Raw genomic sequence first — 16201 nt, 5'->3', positions numbered from 1 at the left:
TCGTGCTGGCTCTTGCCGCAGAAAGAGCAATACAGGGTGCTCTTCGAATCTCCGCTGGCCGCCTTGGTCATGGTCTCATCTCACTGTTCCAGCGAATCCGGCCGGTGGTCTGGTCGGCCTCGCCCCGGGGCCTCAAATGCCCTGTCTTGCAGGATACGCGCCGCGGGTTGTCCAAGTCTTGACATTCCCCGATCCGCGCCGGGATCACAAGCATTCGCTTGCGGGAGCGACAATGTGCGACGCGCAGACGCTACCTTGGGCAGCGCCGCTCGACAGATGGGAAACGGGCCGAAATGGCACAAGGGTTGAAGGCCGCGGATCCGGGGGTCGGGGGGGACCCTGTCGTCGAGGAAGGGTGGGATCCGCCGGTGGTCGCCTTCGACTTCGACGGCACGCTCACGGTGCGCGACAGCTACACCGCGTTCCTGAAGTGGCGGACGCCCGCCGCAGCGTGGTGGCTGGGTGGGGTCCGCCTGGCGCCGGCCGCCCTCGCCTACCTGTTCCACCGCGACCGCGGCCGGATCAAGGCGGCGGCCACGAAGGTCTTCCTGGGCGGCGTGCCGCGCGAACGGCTGGAGGCCGACGCGCGACGCTTCGCCGAACTCTATTCGCGAAAGCTCCTGCGCCCCGACGCCGTGATCGCCTGGAAGCGCTGGCGGGCCAAGCGGGTGAAGCTGGTGATCGTCACCGCCTCGCCGGACGTCGTCGTGGCGCCGTTCGCCCGCGGCCTGGCGGCCGACGGCATCCTGGGCACGCCGCTCGCCTACGACGCCCAGGACCGCGTCACCGGCGTCTTCGCCTCCCCCAACTGCCGCGGGCCGGAGAAGGTGGCGCGGATCCGCGCGGCCTACGGCGAGGACGTCGAGGTCCGGGCCGCCTACGGCGACACCTCGGGCGACACCGAGATGCTGGCGATGGCGGCCGAGCCCTACTACCGGGTCTTTAGCGGCCGCCCCTGAACGACCTGCGCCAGAACAACTTGTGATTGACGCGCGGCGGTCCTGGGGCTTGGCTTTGGTCCTCTGCGGCGAGGGAGCCGGCCATGATCACGTTCGACGCGCTGTCGACCATCGCGCCCGGCGCGCCCCTGAGGACGCTGTCGAAGCGCGCCATGCGCGACGTCCAGCGGTCGCTGGCCTTCCTGACCTACGTGCCCGGCCCCATCGACGGCCTCTACGGCGCCAACACGAGCACCGCGTGGACGCGCTTCAGGCAGGCGATCGGCGAGGTCGAGGACTTCGAGGCGGTCACGCCGTCGTCGCTCACCGAGCTCGGCAGGCAGACCACCGCCCTCGACGCGCTGCTCGCGGCCAAGGCGGCGAACAAGGCGGCGGTGAAGGCCGCGATCGCCGCGGCCTGCCGCGCCGTCGGCCTGGGCCGCAAGGCGCAGATCGCCTATGTCCTCGCCACCGCCCAGCACGAGACCAACGACACGTTCAAGCCCGTGCGCGAGGCCTACTACCTCGGCGCGAAGGCCGAGGCCTACCGGCAGAAGAACCTGCGCTACTACCCGTACTACGGCCGCGGCTACGTCCAGATCACCTGGAAGGACAACTACAAGCACTACGGCGCGATCCTCGGGCTCGACCTGGTCAACGACCCCGACCTCGCCCTGGACCACTACGCGAGCCTGTTCATCCTGGTGCAGGGCTTCAAGACCGGGGCCTTCACCAGCCGGCGGCTGACGGACTACGTGAACGCCAGCAGGACCGACTTCGTGGGCGCCCGCTACTGCATCAACGGCCAGGACCAGGCGCGGCACATCGCCGACATCGCCGAGACCTACCTGGCGACCCTGCCTTGAAGCACGCCACGCCCGCGGCCCTGGACGCGCTCGAAGGCCTGCTGGCCGATCTGCGCACGCTGGACCTGGCCGAGCGCGGGCGCGGCGTCTTCTACCGCAAGGGCCGGGCGTTCCTGCACTTCCACGAGGACCCGAAGGGCCTCTTCGCCGACGTGCGGGACGCGGCGGGGCGCGACTTCGAGCGCTTCGAGGTGACGGCGGCCGACGGACGCGCCGCCCTGCTGGCGGCGGCGCGGGCGCGCGCGCGGGCCTAGGCCGGAGGCGCGATCGCGGCCCAGGCTGCGGCGAGCTCGGCCTCGAACCGCTGCCGGCTGAACGCCGCGGCGGTGGCGCGGCCCGCGTCGCGGCGGACCGCGAAGGCCTTGCCGGCGCGCAGCTCGTCGATGCGGCGGGCCAGCATGGCGGCGATCTCCACATGAGCGCCTTCGGGGAACCAGTCGCCGTTCCCCCGCGTGGCGTACTCGGCGCCGCCGGCGCCGGTGAACCCGACCACCAGGGCGCCGGTCGCCATCGCCTCCAGCGGCGGCAGGCCCAGTCCTTCGAGCTGGCCCAGCGCCAGATAGATCTCGCTGGACGCCATCGCCTGCGCGACCTCGGGCCGGGTCATCCCGCGGATCTCGAGCCAGGGGACCTCCGAGAGGTCCGGACGCAGCGAGCGCAGGATGCCCCGGATCAGCCGCCATTCCTGCGGGCGGCGGTTGGTTGTGGCGGCGACGCGCAGTCGCCGGGCCGCGGTGGTCGCGGCGAACACCGGATCCAGCGCCGGGCGGACGACGTGGGCGGGCCCGGTCCAGCCGAACCGCGCCACCTCGCCGGCGGCGAACCGGCTCGGGAAGATCATCGCCTCGCACCCCCAGCGCAGCATCGACGCCACGTCGAGGAAGGCGGCGAAGGTGTAGTAGGGCCCCTGATTGTGCAGGACCTTGCGCGCGGGCGTGTCCACGAGCGCCAGCGCCCCCTTGCCGAAGATCTCGCCCACCACCACCACATCGTCCGCCGCAAGGCCCGCCGCGCCCACCTGCCACGGCGACTCGAGCCCGGGCGGGAACTGCGGCGTGAAGTCGGGCTCGTCGCGGATGAAGATGAGGCGCGCGTCGTAGCCCAGGCGGCGGAGCGCGGCGACATGGTCCAGGTTCACGAGCTGGCCGCCCGTCAGGTGGACGCCCTGGGTGACGTAGAAGATCCGCAAGGCGCGCCGCCCTCCCCGTCCCCACCGTGGCGGAACAGCCGTCAAACGAAAAGGGCGCCCGGCGGACCGGACGCCCTTCGATTTCGGCTGCGCCGGGCGCGTCAGTCGTCGTCGCCGTCGCGCTTTTCCCAGACGTGGTCGACAAGGCCCCAGTCCTTGGCCTCCTGGGCGGTCATGAAGTGGTCGCGGTCCAGTGTCTCCTCGACCACCTCGATCGGCTGGCCGGTGTGCTTGGCGTAGATCTCGTTCAGGCGGGCCTTGGTCTTGAGGATGTCCTCGGCGTGGCGGCGGATGTCCTGCGCCTTGCCCGAGTAGCCGCCCGACGGCTGGTGAACCATGATCCGGCTGTTCGGCAGCGCGATGCGCTGGCCCTTCTCGCCGGCCATCAGCAGGAACGAGCCCATCGAGGCCGCCATGCCGAGGCACAGCGTGATCACCGGGCTCTTGATGTACTGCATGGTGTCGTAGATCGCGAGGCCGCTGGTCACGATGCCGCCCGGCGAGTTGATGTACATCTGGATCTCTTTCTTCGGGTTCTCCGCCTCCAGGTGGAGCAACTGGGCGCAGATCAGGCTGGCCATGCCGTCTTCCACGGGGCCGGCCAGGAAGATGATCCGGTCCTTCAGCAGGCGCGAGAAGATGTCGTAGGCGCGCTCGCCGCGGCTGGTCTGTTCGACGACCATCGGCACGAGGCCGAGAGCGGTGGTGACGGGATCGCGCATTGGGGAGTCCTTTTAGGCTGAACCCCCGATATCGCGTGCCGGAGGGTTCGGCGCAAGGCGGCCCGTGTGCGGCAGAGTCGGGCGGCGCAGGCGCGCTCCGCCGCCCGTCCCGCCCTAGACGAACAGGAAGTCGTTGGACTGTAGGCTCGCGACTGTCGTGTTTTGTATGGTGATAGCGTGTGTCGCATCCAGAGTGATGACCACGTTGCCGCCGACGTCGGCGGCATGGCTCTGGACGAAGGCGAAGTTCGCGAACTGGCCGGCGTCGAGCTGGATGACGTCCTTGCTCTCCCAGTCGGTGATCACGTCCTTGCCGAAGTCGCCCGAGAACACGAACCGGTCGACGCCCACGCCGCCCGAGAGCGTGTCGTTGCCGAGCCCGCCGTTCAGGGTGTCGGTGCCCACGCCGCCCGTCAGCTTGTCGTTGCCGCCGAGGCCGTTGATCAGGTCGTCCAGCGCCGTGCCGTTCAGGGTGTCGGCGTTGGCCGTGCCGTTCCTCGTCGGCGCGTTGGCGACGCCGCGGACCGTGACGCTGACCGTCCCGGTCGAGATCGCGCCGTGGCTGTCCTTCACCTGGTAGGTGATCGTGTCGACGATCGTGCCGGCCTGGGTCAGCGCGTCGGCCGCATCGCCGTCGGCCACGTAGACGACCTTGCCGTTCACGATCGAGGCGTGGCCGGCGGCCGTCTCCGGCGTGACGCTGACCAGGGTGAGCGTGTCGCCGGCGTTGCGGTCGGTGTCGTTGCTCAGGACGTTGATCGTCACCGATTGGTTCTCGGCGACGGTCGCGCTGTCGGCGACGGCGCTCGGATCGAAGTTGATGAAGAAGCGCGCGACCGAGCCGTCGTGGTCCGACGTCTGGTTCACCACGGCCTGGTTCGAGTTGATATGCACCAGGTCGAACTGAGCGCCGGCATAGAGTTCGGGCGACGCCAGCATGTGGTCGAGCAACTGGTTGTTGCCGTCGAAGTTGTACGAATAGCGTTCGTTGACCGCCAGCAGGCCTGCGAGGTTGGTGAGCGCGCCGCCGCTCTCCAGTTGCGCGACCGACGTCTCGAACTGGAAGGCGTTGAAGTCGCCCATGACCACCACCCGGGCGTCCGGATCGGCGGCCACCAGGCCCTCGACGTAGGTCTTGATGAACGACGTCTGCTCGGTGCGGCGGTCGTCACCGGCGTTGGTCGCCGGCTGATGCGCGCCGAACAGCTCCTCGCTGCCGAGGCGCGAGGTGTTGTGGACGTCGATCAGGGTGATCTGCTCGCCCTGGAAGGTGAACACGCCCACCAGCGGCTTGCGGCTGTTGGCGTAGGTGTCGCCGTTGGCCGGCGTCGTGTCGGTGATCTGGCTCACGGAGACGAAGCCGACGCGGTCGGGGTTGTAGAGGTAGCCCTGGCGGATATTGCCGTTGGCCTCGCCGCCGTTCTGATTGTTCGCGGTCGGCGCGATCTCGACGTAGACGTAGGCGGGCCCGCCCGCCGCCTGGATGGCCGCGATCAGCTTCGCCGCGGTCGCCTGGCCCGAGTAGTTCGTACCCGCGCCCGCGCCGTCGGCGTCCTGCACCTCCTCGAGGCCCACGATGTCGGGTGCGCCCAGGTTGGCGACGATGTTGGCCGCCAGCGCGTCGAACTTCGCCTGCGGATCGGTGGGGTCGAGGTTCTCGACATTGAGCGCGCCGACCGTGATGTGCTCGGCGTCCCCGCGCAGCGTCGTCGACTCCTTCGGCAGCACGACGGGCCCGCTGCCGGTGGAGCCCACGGCCGTCGGGATCAGCTCATACTGACCGCCGAAGTAGGTCATGATCCCTGTGACGTCGCCCAGGTGGTCCCCGGTGACGGCGTCGACCTGGGCCCCGGGCGGCGAGACGCCGGTGTCGTAGAAGATCTGCACCCGCTCGGGGTTGAAGTCGCCGGCGCTGACGGTGATGCCGCCCGCCGCGTTCATGCCGGTCGCGTTGGCGCCGAGGTCGCCGACCGCCCAGGTCGCGTTGCCAGTGGTGGGACCGGTGGCCTGGGCGTTGGGCAGCGTGACCCGCATGCCCTCCAGCGACTCGTAGAAGTCAATCGCGTCCTGCTGCGGGTCGAAGACCGAGAAGTTGTCGTTGTCGATCACCGAGGTCGGGATCAGCCGCCCGCCCGCGCCCAGCACCACCGCCGCCGGCAGCGGGTTGCCCGAAGAGACGACCGTGACGATCGGGCTTTCGATCTCGGTGATCGTCAGGTTGTTGGCCACGCCGCCGTTGAACTCGCCCACCGTGCCTTCGACGCGGACGAACTGGCCGACCGCGACGGTGGGCATGGTCCCGGTGAACACGAAGACGGCGTCCGAGGTGGCGTCGTTGCCGTCGCCGGCGGCGTCCTGGATCCAGAAGCCCAGCGAGCCAGTGGTGTCGACGGCGGTGACGACGCCTTCGGTCGTCAGGTGCGCGCCCAGCAGCGGCGAGGTGTGGCTCGCGCCCTGGACGTCGTAGATCTTCACGATCGAGACGTCGTCGTTGACGATTGTGCCCGTGCCCACGCCGCCGTTCTGGATGACGGCCGCGCCACTGTTGTTGACGAGGTTCGACAGCGTGACCGTGAACGCCTCGTTGGCCTCGAACGCCGTGTCGCCGTTGATGACGACCTGGATCTGCAGGACGTTCGGCCCGCCCGGCGTGAAGTGCAGCGTGCCGTTCTGGGCGACGTAGTCGCTGCCGGCGCTCGCCGTGCCGTTGGCGGTGGCGAAGTCGACGGTGAAGTCGCCGTCGGTCTGGCCGGTGCGGGTGACGGTGAAGGTGAGCAGTTTCGTGCCCGCGTCGCCCTCGGTCACCGTCGGGCTGGAGATGCCGACCACGCCGCCGGTGACGGGACTGGCGTCGACGACGACGTTGTCGATGCCGACCTCGTCACGGTTGCCGCTGCCGGTCGAAAGATCGTGCCGCCAGCGCAGATAGACGTAGTCGTCGGGGTTCAGGATCACGCCGCCCAGCGTGAGGCCGGTGTTCGTGTCGCCCAGCACCGTCTGACCGCTCTGGGCGGCGGGGGTGGCGAACGCGCCATCCGGGACCGTCGTCCAGCTCGTGCCGTTGGTGGAGTACTCGAACACCAGCGCGCTCGAGCGGTCGCCGGTGTTGCGGTAGATCCAGTCGAAGCCGACCGTGAAGTTGGTCAGCGTCTGGGCCGTCGTGTTCTGGAGGCGCGCGACGATCGCGCCGTCATTGTCGCCCTCGCCACCCGTGGGTTGGTAGAGCAGCCCCGCGCCGAAGGTCGGCGTGCCGGCGGCCGTGGCGTAGATGCCGGCCGTGACCGGGTCGCCGCTGATGACGCCGCGACCGAAGTCCGTCCCCGCCGCGCCGGTGAAGCCGAACGCCGGGCTCGCGCCGTCGCTGAAGCCCGTGACCACCCAGATGTCGGAGTCGAGCTGACCGGCGCCCGGCGTCGGCGCGAAGCCCGCCGCCGTGAAGCCCGTAAAGTTCTCCTGGAAGAAGTGGCTGCCGTCGTCGTTGGCGATCGTGCCCTGGCCCTGCGCGTCGGCGATGACCGCGCCCCCCGTGGGGTTGGTCAGGTTCACGAAGAACGTCTCGTCCGGCTCGCTCGCGGTGTCGCCGTTGATCGTCACGGCGATCGTCTTGGTGAGTTCCCCGACGCCGAAGTTAAGCGTGCCGGAGTTGGCGACGTAGTCGCTGCCTGCGGTCCCCGTCCCGTTGGCGGTGGCGAAGTCGACGCTGAACGCGCCGGTCCCGCCGCTGCGGGTGACCGTGAAGGTGGCGACGGTGACGCCCGAATTGGCCTCGGTGACGGTCACGTCGTCGATGGTGACGCTGGGCGGCTGGGCGTCGTCGTTGCCGATCGTCCCCAGCCCTTGCGCGTCGCCGATCGTGACGCCGTTCGTCGCGTTCGTGAGGTTCACGAAGTAGGTCTCGTTCGCCTCGAAATCGGTGTCGCCGTTGATCGTGACCGTGACCGTCCGGCTGGTCTCGCCGACGCCGAAGTTCACGACGCCGCTGACGCCCACGTAGTCCGCGCCGGAGGTCGCCGTGCCGGGTGCGGTGGCGTAGTCGACCGAGAACGCCTCGGTCCCGCCGGTGCGGCTGATCGTGAAGGTGGCGATGGTCGTGCCGGAGTCGCCCTCGGCGATGGTGACGTCGTCGATGCTGATCGTGGAGCCGCCGCCGCCGCCGCCCTGCGTGGCGTTCACGACGACGTTGTCGATGCCGATCTCGTCGCGGCTGCCGGACCCCGCCGCCGCGTTCTGGTGCGTCCAGCGCAGATAGATGTAGTCGCCCGCGTTGACGCTGAGGCCCGTCAGCGTCAGGCCGGTGTTGGTATCGGCGACGAAGGTCGCGCCCGCCTGCAGGGCTTGCGGCGTCGTGAAGGCGCCGTCTGGGACGCTCGTGAACGTCGATCCGTTACCGGAAAACGAGAAGGCCATGCTGCTGGCCCGGTCGGCGTTGTTCCGATAGACCCAGTCGAAGTCCACGGTGATGTTGGTGAGCGTCGCGCCGGTCGTGTTCTGGATGCGCAGTTCGATGAAGCCGTTCGAATCGAAGTCCGCCGCACTGGGCTGAAGGACAAGCGCCGCGCCAAAGGTGGGAGTCGACGCGTTCAGGGCGTAGACGCCGCCGGTGGTCGGGTCGCCGCTGAGGACGCCGCGCGCGAAGTCGCCGGTCGCGGCTGTAAACCCGAAGGCAGGGTTCAGGTTGTCGCTGGCGCCGGCGACCCTCCAGACGTCGGAATCGAGCTGCCCCGCGCCAGGCGTCGGCGAGAAGCCGGCCGCGGTGAAGCCCGTGAAGTTCTCCTGGAAGACGATCGGCATTCAGACCCCCAACATCAAAGTCGCACCCCGGCCCCTCCCCAGAGGCCGGTCGATCACCCAAGCCCTCCCGAAGGTCCGGCGCAAGCACCGTGAGCATTTCGCCCACAGGCTATGCGAACGCCGGTCGATGAGGCCGCCTGGCGGGCTCGGGCGCGCAAGGTTCGACCCCGGATTTGCCGAGGCCCGTGACACCGTTGCGACGGTCTGTGCAAACTGCGACAGGGTTCGTGCGCGCCGCGAAAAGTTCGCTCGTAGCGCGAGTGTCTTGCGAGTGAAGGCGGGGGTCTGGATGAAGCTTACGGCAGTGGTCGCGATGGCGGTTCTGGCGGCCGGTTCGGCGCATGCCGCGGCGAAACCCGTGGCGCGCGACGCCAGGGTGTGGGCGGCGGCCGAGAAGGCTCAGGCCGCGCAGCTCGGCCTGCTGGAAGAGGTGGTCAACATCGACTCCGGCACCGGCGACGTCGAAGGCGGCCGCAAGGTCGCCGCGGTCCTGACGCCGCGCCTGGAAGCCCTGGGCATGACCGTCGAAAAGGTCCCGGCCGAGGCTCCGAACCTGCCCGAGAATATCGTCGCCACGCTCAAGGGGACGGGCAAGGGCCGCATCCTGCTCATCGGCCACCTCGACACGGTGTTCGGCCCCGGCACGGTGGCCAGGTGGCCCTACGCCGTGAGGGGTGAGCGGGTGACCGGCCCCGGCGTCGGCGACGAGAAGGGTGGCGTCGTCGGCGGGCTCTTCGCGCTGCAGATCCTGAAGGACCTTGGCTTCAAGGACTTCAAGCAGATCGTCTTCCTGATCGAGAGCTCGGAGGAGCGCGGCTCGCCGGGCACGCGCAAGCTGATCGACCGACTGCTGGCCGACGCCGACGTGGAGCTGAACCTGGAGCCCGGCGACGCGCCCGACGTGATCACCGTCTGGCGCAAGGGCTCGACGGTGCTGGAAATCTCGGTGAAGGGCCGCGCCGCCCACGCCGGCGTCGCGCCGCAGGAGGGTCGCAACGCCGCCGAAGAGCTGATCAACCAGCTCAAGACCACGCACCAGTTCCCGAAGACCGGCGACGGCACGACGCTGAACCTCACCGTCCTGGAGGCCGGCACGCGCAACAACATCATCCCCGAGGACGCCAAGGCGACCATGAGCCTGCGGGTGCGCGAGAAGGCCGAGGTGGATCGCGTGATCGGCGCCCTGGAGGCCAGCGCAGCCAGGCCGACGATCCCGGACACCAAGGTCACCGTCGGCAAGCAGACCTCGTTCCCGCCGCTGCCGAACAACGCCGCCACCGACGCGCTGGCCGACCGCGCGGAGGCGATCTACGCGGGTCTGGGGCTGAAGCTGGGCCGCGGCGGGAACGGCGGGGCGTCGGAGTCGGCGCTCGCCAACGAGGCCGGGGTGCCGGCGCTGGACGGCCTGGGACCGGTCGGCGGCGACTTCCACTCGGACAAGGAGTGGATCGACCTGAAGAGCGTGACGCCGCGCCTCTACCTGCTGACCAAGCTGATCATGGACCTGGGCAAGAACCCGCCGCCTGCCCTTCCCGGTCGCGCGAAGGCGGGACCGTCGGCCGAGGCCGGCCGGCCGTAGAGCCGACGGTGGGAAGGGAAGCGTCCGCGCGGATGAGGCTTTCCCTTTCCCGCGTGCGGGAACGGAGAGCTACGCCGCGATCCCGGATATCCACTGTCGGAGCACGCCCAGCACCTGCTCGGGTGGGGAATAGCCGCGGGTGACGACCCCGTAGACGCCCTCGGCGTTGGGGCCGCCGACCAGCGTCGGAAAGCCGGTGACGCCGGCCCGCTGCGAGGTGGCGTAGTCGCGCCAGGTTTCCTGCCTGGCCTCCTCCGTCGACCAGTCGGCGAGGAACTTCTCGCGGTCGAGCCCGAAGTCGGCGGCGAAGTCGGCGAGCACCTCGCCCCGGGTGACGTCGCGGCCCTCTGCGTAGAACCCGCGCTGGATCGCGCCCAGGAACCGCGTCGCGACGTCCTCGCCCTCGCGGCGCACGACCACGACCGCGCGGGCGGCGGGGTCGGTGTCGTAGATGAAGCCCGGCTGCTCGATCACCGCCGGGTCGAACGGCAGGCCCGAGGCCTCGTGGACGTGATGCCAATGGCCGGCGATATCGGTCTTCGCCTTGTCGGTCATCGGCGTCTCCGTGCCGGGACGCAGCCCGCCCATGACGAGGCGGATCGGCAGCGCGTTGCCGTAGGCGCCGCGGATCTTCTCGATGACCGGCGAGAACCCGTAGCACCACGAGCACATCGGGTCCGAGAAGTAGATCAGGTGCGGGCCATCCATTCCGCGGCCTCCTTCGTCTGCGCGGCGGAATGATCGCAGCGAACGCGCTTGCGGTCACGCATGGTCTTCACTTGAGGCCGCGACGGCGCCAACGTCGCGGCCATGGCGCACGACCACCACGATGATGACCACGACCACGAGCAGGAGCCGCCCTCCGACATCGCGCTCCGCGTGAAGGCGCTGGAGTCGCTGCTGGTCGAGAAGGGCCTGGTCGAGGCGGCCGCGCTGGACGCCATCGTCGACCACTACGAGCACAAGGTGGGTCCGCGCAACGGCGCCCGCGTGGTGGCCAAGGCGTGGAGCGATCCGGCCTACCTGGAACGCCTGCGGGCCGACGCGACGGCCGCGATCGCCGAGCTCGACTTCACCGGCCGCCAGGGGGAGCACATGGTGGCCGTGGAGAACGGGCCCAGGCTGCACAACCTCGTCGTCTGCACCCTGTGCTCCTGCTACCCATGGCCCGTCCTGGGGCTGCCGCCGGTCTGGTACAAGTCCGCGCCCTACCGCTCGCGAGCGGTAATCGACCCACGGGGCGTGCTGGCGGAATTCGGAACGACGCTGCCCGACGACGTCGAAGTGAAGGTCTGGGATTCCACCGCGGAGGTCCGCTACCTGGTGATCCCCGAGCGGCCGGCCGGGACCGAGGGGCTGGGCGAGGAGGCGCTGGCGGCGCTCGTCACCCGCGACGGCATGATCGGGACGACGCGGCTGTGAACGGGGTCCACGACATGGGCGGGATGCACGGCATGGGCCCGGTGGCGCCCGAGGCCGATGAGCCGGTGTTCCACCACGCCTGGGAGGCCCGCGTCCACGCGATGACGCTGGCGTCGCCGACCCGCAGCAACATCGACGCCGGCCGCCACCGGCTGGAACTGCTGCCGCCCGCCGAGTACCTGCGGATGAGCTACTATGAGAAGTGGCTGACGCGGCTCGAGCAACTGCTGGTCTCCGGCGGCTACGTGACGGCGCAGGAGCTGGCGAGCGGCAGGGCCGATCCGAAGGCCGCGAAGGCCGCGCCGGTGCGTCCGGCAAGCACCGTGACCGAAGCCCTGACCGGCCCCTACTCCTACATCCGCGAGGCGGGCCCGCCGGCGTTCGCGGTCGGCGACCGGGTGCGGGCGAAGCGCCTGAACCCGACCGGCCACACGCGCCTGCCCCGCTACGTCCGCGGCCTGGTCGGCGTGATCGAACGCCGCCACGGCGCGCACGTGCTGCCGGACTCCAACGCCCACGACCTCGGCGAAAACCCGCACCACCTCTACGGCGTGCGCTTCGACGCGCAGGAGATCTGGGGTCCGGACGCGCGCCCCGGCGACGGCGTCAGCCTCGACCTCTGGGAGCTCTACCTTGAGCGCGCCTGACGTCCTCGCCCTTCCCCGCCTGCCGTGCGACGCCGAGGGGCCGGTGTTCGCCGAGCCCTGGCAGGCGCAGGCGTTCGCCCTGACCCTGAGGCTGCACGAGCGGGGCGCATTCACCTGGCCCGAGTGGGCCGAGGCGCTGTCCAGGCAACTGGCGGCCGATCCCGGCGACGACGGGACGCGCTACTACGACCACTGGGTGGCTGCGCTGGAGGGCCTGGTCATGGGGCGCAAGCTGGCCCGGAACGATGAGCTGGAAGCCCGCAAGGCCGCGTGGAAAGCCGCTTACCTTCGGACGCCCCACGGGAAACCTGTGGAATTGTGACCCCGGCGGGGAACCAATTTCTCGCAGCGCACGCTCAAGCTCCGTGGGAGACAGGGCATGGTGCAATACGCAGTGACGCTGAAGGACGGCGACTGGACCGTCTTCGACGACGGCCAGCCGGTGGCCGGCGAACTCTCGCGCTCGGCGGCCGTGCAGATGGCCAAGGACCTTGCGTTCGAGGCCGAAGAGCGCGGCGAGACCGTCGAGCTCCTGATCCAGGGCTACTATGGCGAACTGAGCCGCCGGCTGACCGGCGGCCCTGACGCAGACTAGAGCGCGCTGCGCGATTCGAGAATCAAGCAGCGCACTCTAAATTCTTGATTTCGCATCGTTATCGCCGAAAACCGGCGACCACTTTTCGGCACGATGCTCTAGCGGCGCATCGCAGCCTTGAGCTCGCGCTTGGCCCGGGCGTCGGCCTTGGCGGCGGCCTTGCGGGCCTTGCGGTCGTCGCGCTTGAGCTGAAGCATCAGCTCCTCGTCGTTCTCGATCGCGAGACGGCGCTCTTCCTCGGCCTTTTCCTTGGCGACGCGAAGGGCTTCCTTCTCGGCGGCGCGGCGGGCGCGCACTTCCTCGAGTTCGCGAGCCTTCTTCTGCGCGGTCGTCTCGAACGCGCCTTCGGCTTCGACGGCTTGGATGGTGGGCTTCGGCTTGAACTTCGCCAGGAGGGCTTTCCGGGCCTCGGCCTGAGCGGCGAGGCGATCGGAGAAGCCAGGCATGACCTTGGATTCTCTCATGTTCACTTTTTACTGTTGGGGAGCGTAGGGGCTCGGCGGAGAGAACCCCGCCGGGCCGAAGGGGTTGCGCTGGCTCAGCCGACGATGTCCGCGTCGGTGAAGAACTGGGCGATTTCGAGCTTGGCGTTCTCGAGGCTGTCCGAGCCGTGAACCGAGTTCTCGCCCACGCTCTCGGCGTAGAGTTTGCGAATGGTGCCGTCGGCGGCCTGGGCCGGGTTCGTGGCGCCCATCACTTCGCGATAGCGGGCGACGGCGTTGTCGCCTTCGAGCACCTGCACCACCACCGGGGCCGAGGTCATGAACGCCACCAGTTCGCCGTAGAACGGGCGCTCGGCGTGGACCTCGTAGAACTTCTTCGCCTGGGCGTCGGTCATCTTGATCCGGCGCTGGGCCACGATGCGCAGGCCGGCGTCCTCGATCACCGCGTTGACCTTGCCGGTCAGGTTCCGACGCGTGGCGTCCGGCTTGATGATCGAGAAGGTGCGTTCGGTCATGGGCTCCGAGGGGCTACTGACAATGTGGGAGGTGCGCGAAGTGCTTCGCGCGGGTGGCGGGCTCTATATCGTCATCCCCGCGCCTGACGCAAGTCGCCCGAGCGCGCAAATGCGGGCCTATGCCCTGTGTTCTTGCGGCCCTTCCCCGGCGAACCGGCTTCCATGTCGCCGGAACGCGCGGCGCAGCATGACGTGGCGGCGCGCGTCTGCTAGAGGCCCCGCCGCGACGGATTTCCCATGCTCCAGATCAACGACCTCGTCCTCGACGCCTGGGGACGCCGCTTCTTCGACCACGCCACGGTCACCCTGCCCAAGGACGCCAAGGTCGGCCTCGTGGGCCGCAACGGCGTGGGCAAGTCCACGCTGTTCAAGGTGATCCTGGGCCAGATGGCGCAGGGCTCCGGCGAGGTCGGCGTGCCGCGGCAGGCGCGGATCGGCTCGGTCGACCAGGAGCACCCGGCGACGCCCGTCAGCCTGCTCGACACGGTGCTGGAGGCGGACGTCGAGCGCCACACGCTGCTGCAGCGCCTGGAGACGGCGCCGCCCGAGGAGATGGGCGACATCTACACGCGGCTCATCGAGATCGACGCCGACCGGGCGCCGTCGCGCGCCGCGGAGATCCTGGCCGGCCTGGGCTTCAGCCAGGCGGACCTGTCGCGGCCGATGGCTGAGTTCTCCGGCGGCTGGCGGATGCGCGTCGCCCTGGCCGCGGCGCTGTTCGCCGAACCCGACCTGCTCCTGCTGGACGAGCCCACCAACTACCTCGACCTGGAAGGCGCGCTCTGGCTCGAGGCGCGGCTCAGGAAGTACCCGCACACGACCATCGTGATCAGCCACGACCGCGAGCTGCTGAACAACTCGTGCGACCACATCCTGCACCTGAAGGACGGCAAGCTCGTCCTCTACACCGGCGGCTACGACGACTTCGAGCGGCAGCTCACCGAAAAGCTGCGGCTACAGGAAGCCACGCGCGTGAAGGTCGAGGCGCAGCGCGCGCACCTGCAATCGTTCGTCGACCGTTTCCGCGCCAAGGCGTCGAAGGCCACCCAGGCCCAGTCGCGCCTGAAGATGATCGCCAAGCTGCCGGTGGTCGCCGCTGTGATCGAAGAGCACGTGAAGCCCTTCGTCCTGCCCTCCCCCGACCGGCCGCTCGCGCCCCCGCTGCTCCGGCTCGAAGACGCCTCGGTCGGCTATGGCGGCCCGCCGATCCTGAAGAAGCTGAACCTGCGGCTCGACGTCGACGACCGCATCGGTCTGCTGGGGGTCAACGGCGCGGGCACGTCGACGTTCGCCAAGCTGGTGGCGGGCGCGCTCGCGGCCGACACGGGCAAGCTGCATCGCTCGCCGCGGATGAAGGTGGGCTGGTTCCACCAGCACCAGATCGAGGCGATGGATCCCGACGATACGCCGCTCGAGATCATCCGGCGGGTCATGCCCGAGGCGTCCGAGGCGTCGCGCCGCAATCGCCTGGCGCAATACGGCATCGGCTTCGAGAAGGTGGAGACGACGGTCGCCAACCTCTCGGGGGGCGAACGCGCGCGGCTGCTTCTGAACCTGGTCGCCCAGGAAGCGCCGCACCTGCTGATCCTGGACGAGCCGACCAACCACCTCGACATCGACAGCCGCCGCGCCCTGCTGGACGCGCTGAACGACTACGAGGGCGCGGTGATCCTGATCACCCACGACCGCTCGCTGATGGAACTGGTGGCCGACCGCCTCTGGCTGGCCGCCGACGGCGGCATCGAGCCGTTCGACGGCGACCTCGAGGACTACGCCGCCTTCGTGCTGGAGCGCGCCCGGATGGCGGCGCGGAGCCCGACCCAGGTGAAGGCCGAGCCGGCGGCGGCGCCCCCGCCGCCGCCGCCCGCCGCCAAGCCGAAGGTTCCGACCGGGCCGGCGCGCCGCCGCGCCGAAGCCGCCGAGGCGGCGCTCCACAAGGCGACCGAACTGGTGGCGATCATCGACCGCGCGCTGAACGACCCGGCCACCTTCGCCGACGCGGCCAAGGCCGCGGACCTCGGCCGCAAGCGCCAGGCCGCGCAGGCCGCGCTGGAGACCGCTGAACTGGAATGGGTCGACGCCCAGGAAGCCTATGAGGCCCTTCGCGGCTGACCCCCGGAATCGGAACGGCCCCGCGTCGCCGCAGGGCCGTGCTCGTGCGTCTCAGGGCCTGACGCGCGTCAGGTGATGTGCTTCGGGCTGATCGGGTCCGAACCCGGGAAGGTCTCCTCGATGGCCTCGTCGAGCAGAGCCTCCTGACGGTCCTCCGCCTCGGCTTCGCGCTGGGCCATGTGGTCGTGCTTCTCGCCCTTGGGCAGTGGCTCGACCGGCCGGCTCGTCGGCGCCTCGATGTGGCGATGCTCCTCGATCGCCTTCTGCGGGTCCGACGCCATGTCGGACGCGGCCTGGCCGGAGCCATGCGTGAAGGCACGCTTCTTCTGGTCCTCGTCATGCTTGCGGGTGTGCATTGGGCGCTCCTCAAACGGTCCGCAGC

Annotated in this window: 17 protein-coding genes; 9 read left to right on the top strand and 8 right to left on the bottom strand. The window is 69.7% G+C overall.

Features of this window, described 5'->3' with window-relative positions:
* Positions 1-71, bottom strand: a 71-nt coding sequence (locus JNL41_RS14170) for a hypothetical protein (protein WP_293475966.1), incomplete at its 3' end; no start/stop codon positions are given.
* A gap of 222 nt (positions 72-293) precedes the next feature.
* Here JNL41_RS14170 and JNL41_RS14165 point away from each other — a divergent pair.
* The 3 genes from JNL41_RS14165 (at position 294) to JNL41_RS14155 (ending at position 2058) form a co-directional block, all read left to right on the top strand.
* The gene (locus tag JNL41_RS14165) at positions 294-959 is read left to right on the top strand and encodes an HAD-IB family hydrolase (protein ID WP_293475964.1); all 666 of its coding nucleotides are present in this window, start codon (positions 294-296) and stop codon (positions 957-959) included.
* Between the two features lie 83 nt (positions 960-1042).
* Complete coding sequence (locus JNL41_RS14160) at positions 1043-1804, top strand: glycoside hydrolase family 19 protein (RefSeq protein ID WP_293475962.1); 762 nt, start codon at positions 1043-1045, stop codon at positions 1802-1804.
* Positions 1801-2058 (top strand): hypothetical protein, encoded by a 258-nt coding sequence (locus JNL41_RS14155; RefSeq protein WP_293475960.1) that lies wholly within the window; start codon positions 1801-1803, stop codon positions 2056-2058. The genes JNL41_RS14160 and JNL41_RS14155 overlap by 4 nt, the downstream gene beginning before the upstream one ends.
* Here JNL41_RS14155 and JNL41_RS14150 read toward each other — a convergent pair.
* The 3 genes from JNL41_RS14150 to JNL41_RS14140 form a co-directional block, all read right to left on the bottom strand.
* Complete coding sequence (locus tag JNL41_RS14150) at positions 2055-2993, bottom strand: glycosyltransferase (RefSeq protein WP_293475958.1); 939 nt, start codon at positions 2991-2993, stop codon at positions 2055-2057. The genes JNL41_RS14155 and JNL41_RS14150 overlap by 4 nt on opposite strands.
* Before the next feature lie 101 nt (positions 2994-3094).
* Positions 3095-3715, bottom strand: coding sequence for an ATP-dependent Clp protease proteolytic subunit (locus JNL41_RS14145; protein ID WP_293475956.1), 621 nt, complete (start codon positions 3713-3715; stop codon positions 3095-3097).
* Positions 3716-3829: 114 nt separating this feature from the next.
* Positions 3830-8506, bottom strand: a complete 4677-nt coding sequence (locus tag JNL41_RS14140) for a Calx-beta domain-containing protein (RefSeq protein ID WP_293475954.1) — start codon at positions 8504-8506, stop codon at positions 3830-3832.
* Between the two features lie 289 nt (positions 8507-8795).
* Between JNL41_RS14140 and JNL41_RS14135 the strand changes: the two genes are divergently transcribed.
* On the top strand, positions 8796-10085 hold the full coding sequence (locus tag JNL41_RS14135; RefSeq protein ID WP_293475952.1) for a glutamate carboxypeptidase: 1290 nt from the start codon (positions 8796-8798) through the stop codon (positions 10083-10085).
* A gap of 69 nt (positions 10086-10154) precedes the next feature.
* Here the strand turns inward: JNL41_RS14135 and JNL41_RS14130 are convergent, their stop codons facing one another.
* Positions 10155-10793: a DsbA family protein gene (locus JNL41_RS14130; protein WP_293475950.1), complete on the bottom strand. Its 639-nt coding sequence runs from the start codon at positions 10791-10793 to the stop codon at positions 10155-10157.
* A 102-nt stretch (positions 10794-10895) separates the two neighbouring features.
* Here JNL41_RS14130 and nthA point away from each other — a divergent pair, with 102 nt between their 5' ends.
* Genes nthA through JNL41_RS14110 form a run of 4 tightly spaced genes read left to right on the top strand, consistent with a single transcriptional unit; the run spans position 10896 to position 12749 of the window.
* The gene (gene nthA, locus JNL41_RS14125; RefSeq protein WP_293475948.1) at positions 10896-11507 is read left to right on the top strand and encodes a nitrile hydratase subunit alpha; all 612 of its coding nucleotides are present in this window, start codon (positions 10896-10898) and stop codon (positions 11505-11507) included.
* On the top strand, positions 11504-12154 hold the full coding sequence (nthB, locus tag JNL41_RS14120; protein WP_293475946.1) for a nitrile hydratase subunit beta: 651 nt from the start codon (positions 11504-11506) through the stop codon (positions 12152-12154). Before nthA ends, nthB begins: the two co-directional genes overlap by 4 nt.
* A complete protein-coding gene (locus JNL41_RS14115; protein WP_293475944.1) occupies positions 12141-12476 on the top strand; it encodes a nitrile hydratase accessory protein in 336 nt (111 codons plus the stop codon). Before nthB ends, JNL41_RS14115 begins: the two co-directional genes overlap by 14 nt.
* Before the next feature lie 57 nt (positions 12477-12533).
* Positions 12534-12749, top strand: a complete 216-nt coding sequence (locus tag JNL41_RS14110) for a hypothetical protein (RefSeq protein ID WP_293475942.1) — start codon at positions 12534-12536, stop codon at positions 12747-12749.
* A gap of 98 nt (positions 12750-12847) precedes the next feature.
* Here JNL41_RS14110 and JNL41_RS14105 read toward each other — a convergent pair whose 3' ends face one another.
* Both JNL41_RS14105 and ndk read right to left on the bottom strand, forming a co-directional pair.
* Positions 12848-13213 carry a DUF6481 family protein gene (locus JNL41_RS14105; RefSeq protein ID WP_293475940.1) on the bottom strand — a complete coding sequence of 122 codons (366 nt, stop codon included), beginning with the start codon at positions 13211-13213 and terminating at the stop codon, positions 12848-12850.
* Positions 13214-13287: 74 nt separating this feature from the next.
* Positions 13288-13707 carry a nucleoside-diphosphate kinase gene (gene ndk, locus JNL41_RS14100; RefSeq protein ID WP_293475938.1) on the bottom strand — a complete coding sequence of 140 codons (420 nt, stop codon included), beginning with the start codon at positions 13705-13707 and terminating at the stop codon, positions 13288-13290.
* Between the two features lie 237 nt (positions 13708-13944).
* Between ndk and JNL41_RS14095 the strand changes: the two genes are divergently transcribed.
* Complete coding sequence (locus JNL41_RS14095) at positions 13945-15819, top strand: ABC-F family ATP-binding cassette domain-containing protein (protein WP_293475936.1); 1875 nt, start codon at positions 13945-13947, stop codon at positions 15817-15819.
* A 68-nt stretch (positions 15820-15887) separates the two neighbouring features.
* Here JNL41_RS14095 and JNL41_RS14090 read toward each other — a convergent pair whose 3' ends face one another.
* Complete coding sequence (locus JNL41_RS14090) at positions 15888-16175, bottom strand: hypothetical protein (RefSeq protein WP_293475934.1); 288 nt, start codon at positions 16173-16175, stop codon at positions 15888-15890.
* Positions 16176-16201: the final 26 nt, after the last annotated feature.

This window comes from Phenylobacterium sp. (assembly GCF_016793285.1).
GTDB lineage: Bacteria > Pseudomonadota > Alphaproteobacteria > Caulobacterales > Caulobacteraceae > Phenylobacterium.
The sequence above is the reverse complement of the archived record's forward strand: the minus strand, read 5'-3'. Positions and strand labels throughout refer to the sequence as shown.

Excerpts from the sequence above, each read along its gene's own strand:
- JNL41_RS14165 (WP_293475964.1), top strand. The coding sequence starts at position 294 with ATGGCACAAGGGTTGAAGGCCGCGGATCCGGGGGTCGGGGGGGACCCT.
- JNL41_RS14160 (WP_293475962.1), top strand. The coding sequence starts at position 1,043 with ATGATCACGTTCGACGCGCTGTCGACCATCGCGCCCGGCGCGCCCCTG.
- JNL41_RS14145 (WP_293475956.1), bottom strand. The coding sequence starts at position 3,715 with ATGCGCGATCCCGTCACCACCGCTCTCGGCCTCGTGCCGATGGTCGTC.
- JNL41_RS14140 (WP_293475954.1), bottom strand. The coding sequence starts at position 8,506 with ATGCCGATCGTCTTCCAGGAGAACTTCACGGGCTTCACCGCGGCCGGC.
- JNL41_RS14135 (WP_293475952.1), top strand. The coding sequence starts at position 8,796 with ATGAAGCTTACGGCAGTGGTCGCGATGGCGGTTCTGGCGGCCGGTTCG.
- JNL41_RS14130 (WP_293475950.1), bottom strand. The coding sequence starts at position 10,793 with ATGGATGGCCCGCACCTGATCTACTTCTCGGACCCGATGTGCTCGTGG.
- nthA (WP_293475948.1), top strand. The coding sequence starts at position 10,896 with ATGGCGCACGACCACCACGATGATGACCACGACCACGAGCAGGAGCCG.
- JNL41_RS14110 (WP_293475942.1), top strand. The coding sequence starts at position 12,534 with ATGGTGCAATACGCAGTGACGCTGAAGGACGGCGACTGGACCGTCTTC.
- JNL41_RS14105 (WP_293475940.1), bottom strand. The coding sequence starts at position 13,213 with ATGAGAGAATCCAAGGTCATGCCTGGCTTCTCCGATCGCCTCGCCGCT.
- ndk (WP_293475938.1), bottom strand. The coding sequence starts at position 13,707 with ATGACCGAACGCACCTTCTCGATCATCAAGCCGGACGCCACGCGTCGG.
- JNL41_RS14095 (WP_293475936.1), top strand. The coding sequence starts at position 13,945 with ATGCTCCAGATCAACGACCTCGTCCTCGACGCCTGGGGACGCCGCTTC.
- JNL41_RS14090 (WP_293475934.1), bottom strand. The coding sequence starts at position 16,175 with ATGCACACCCGCAAGCATGACGAGGACCAGAAGAAGCGTGCCTTCACG.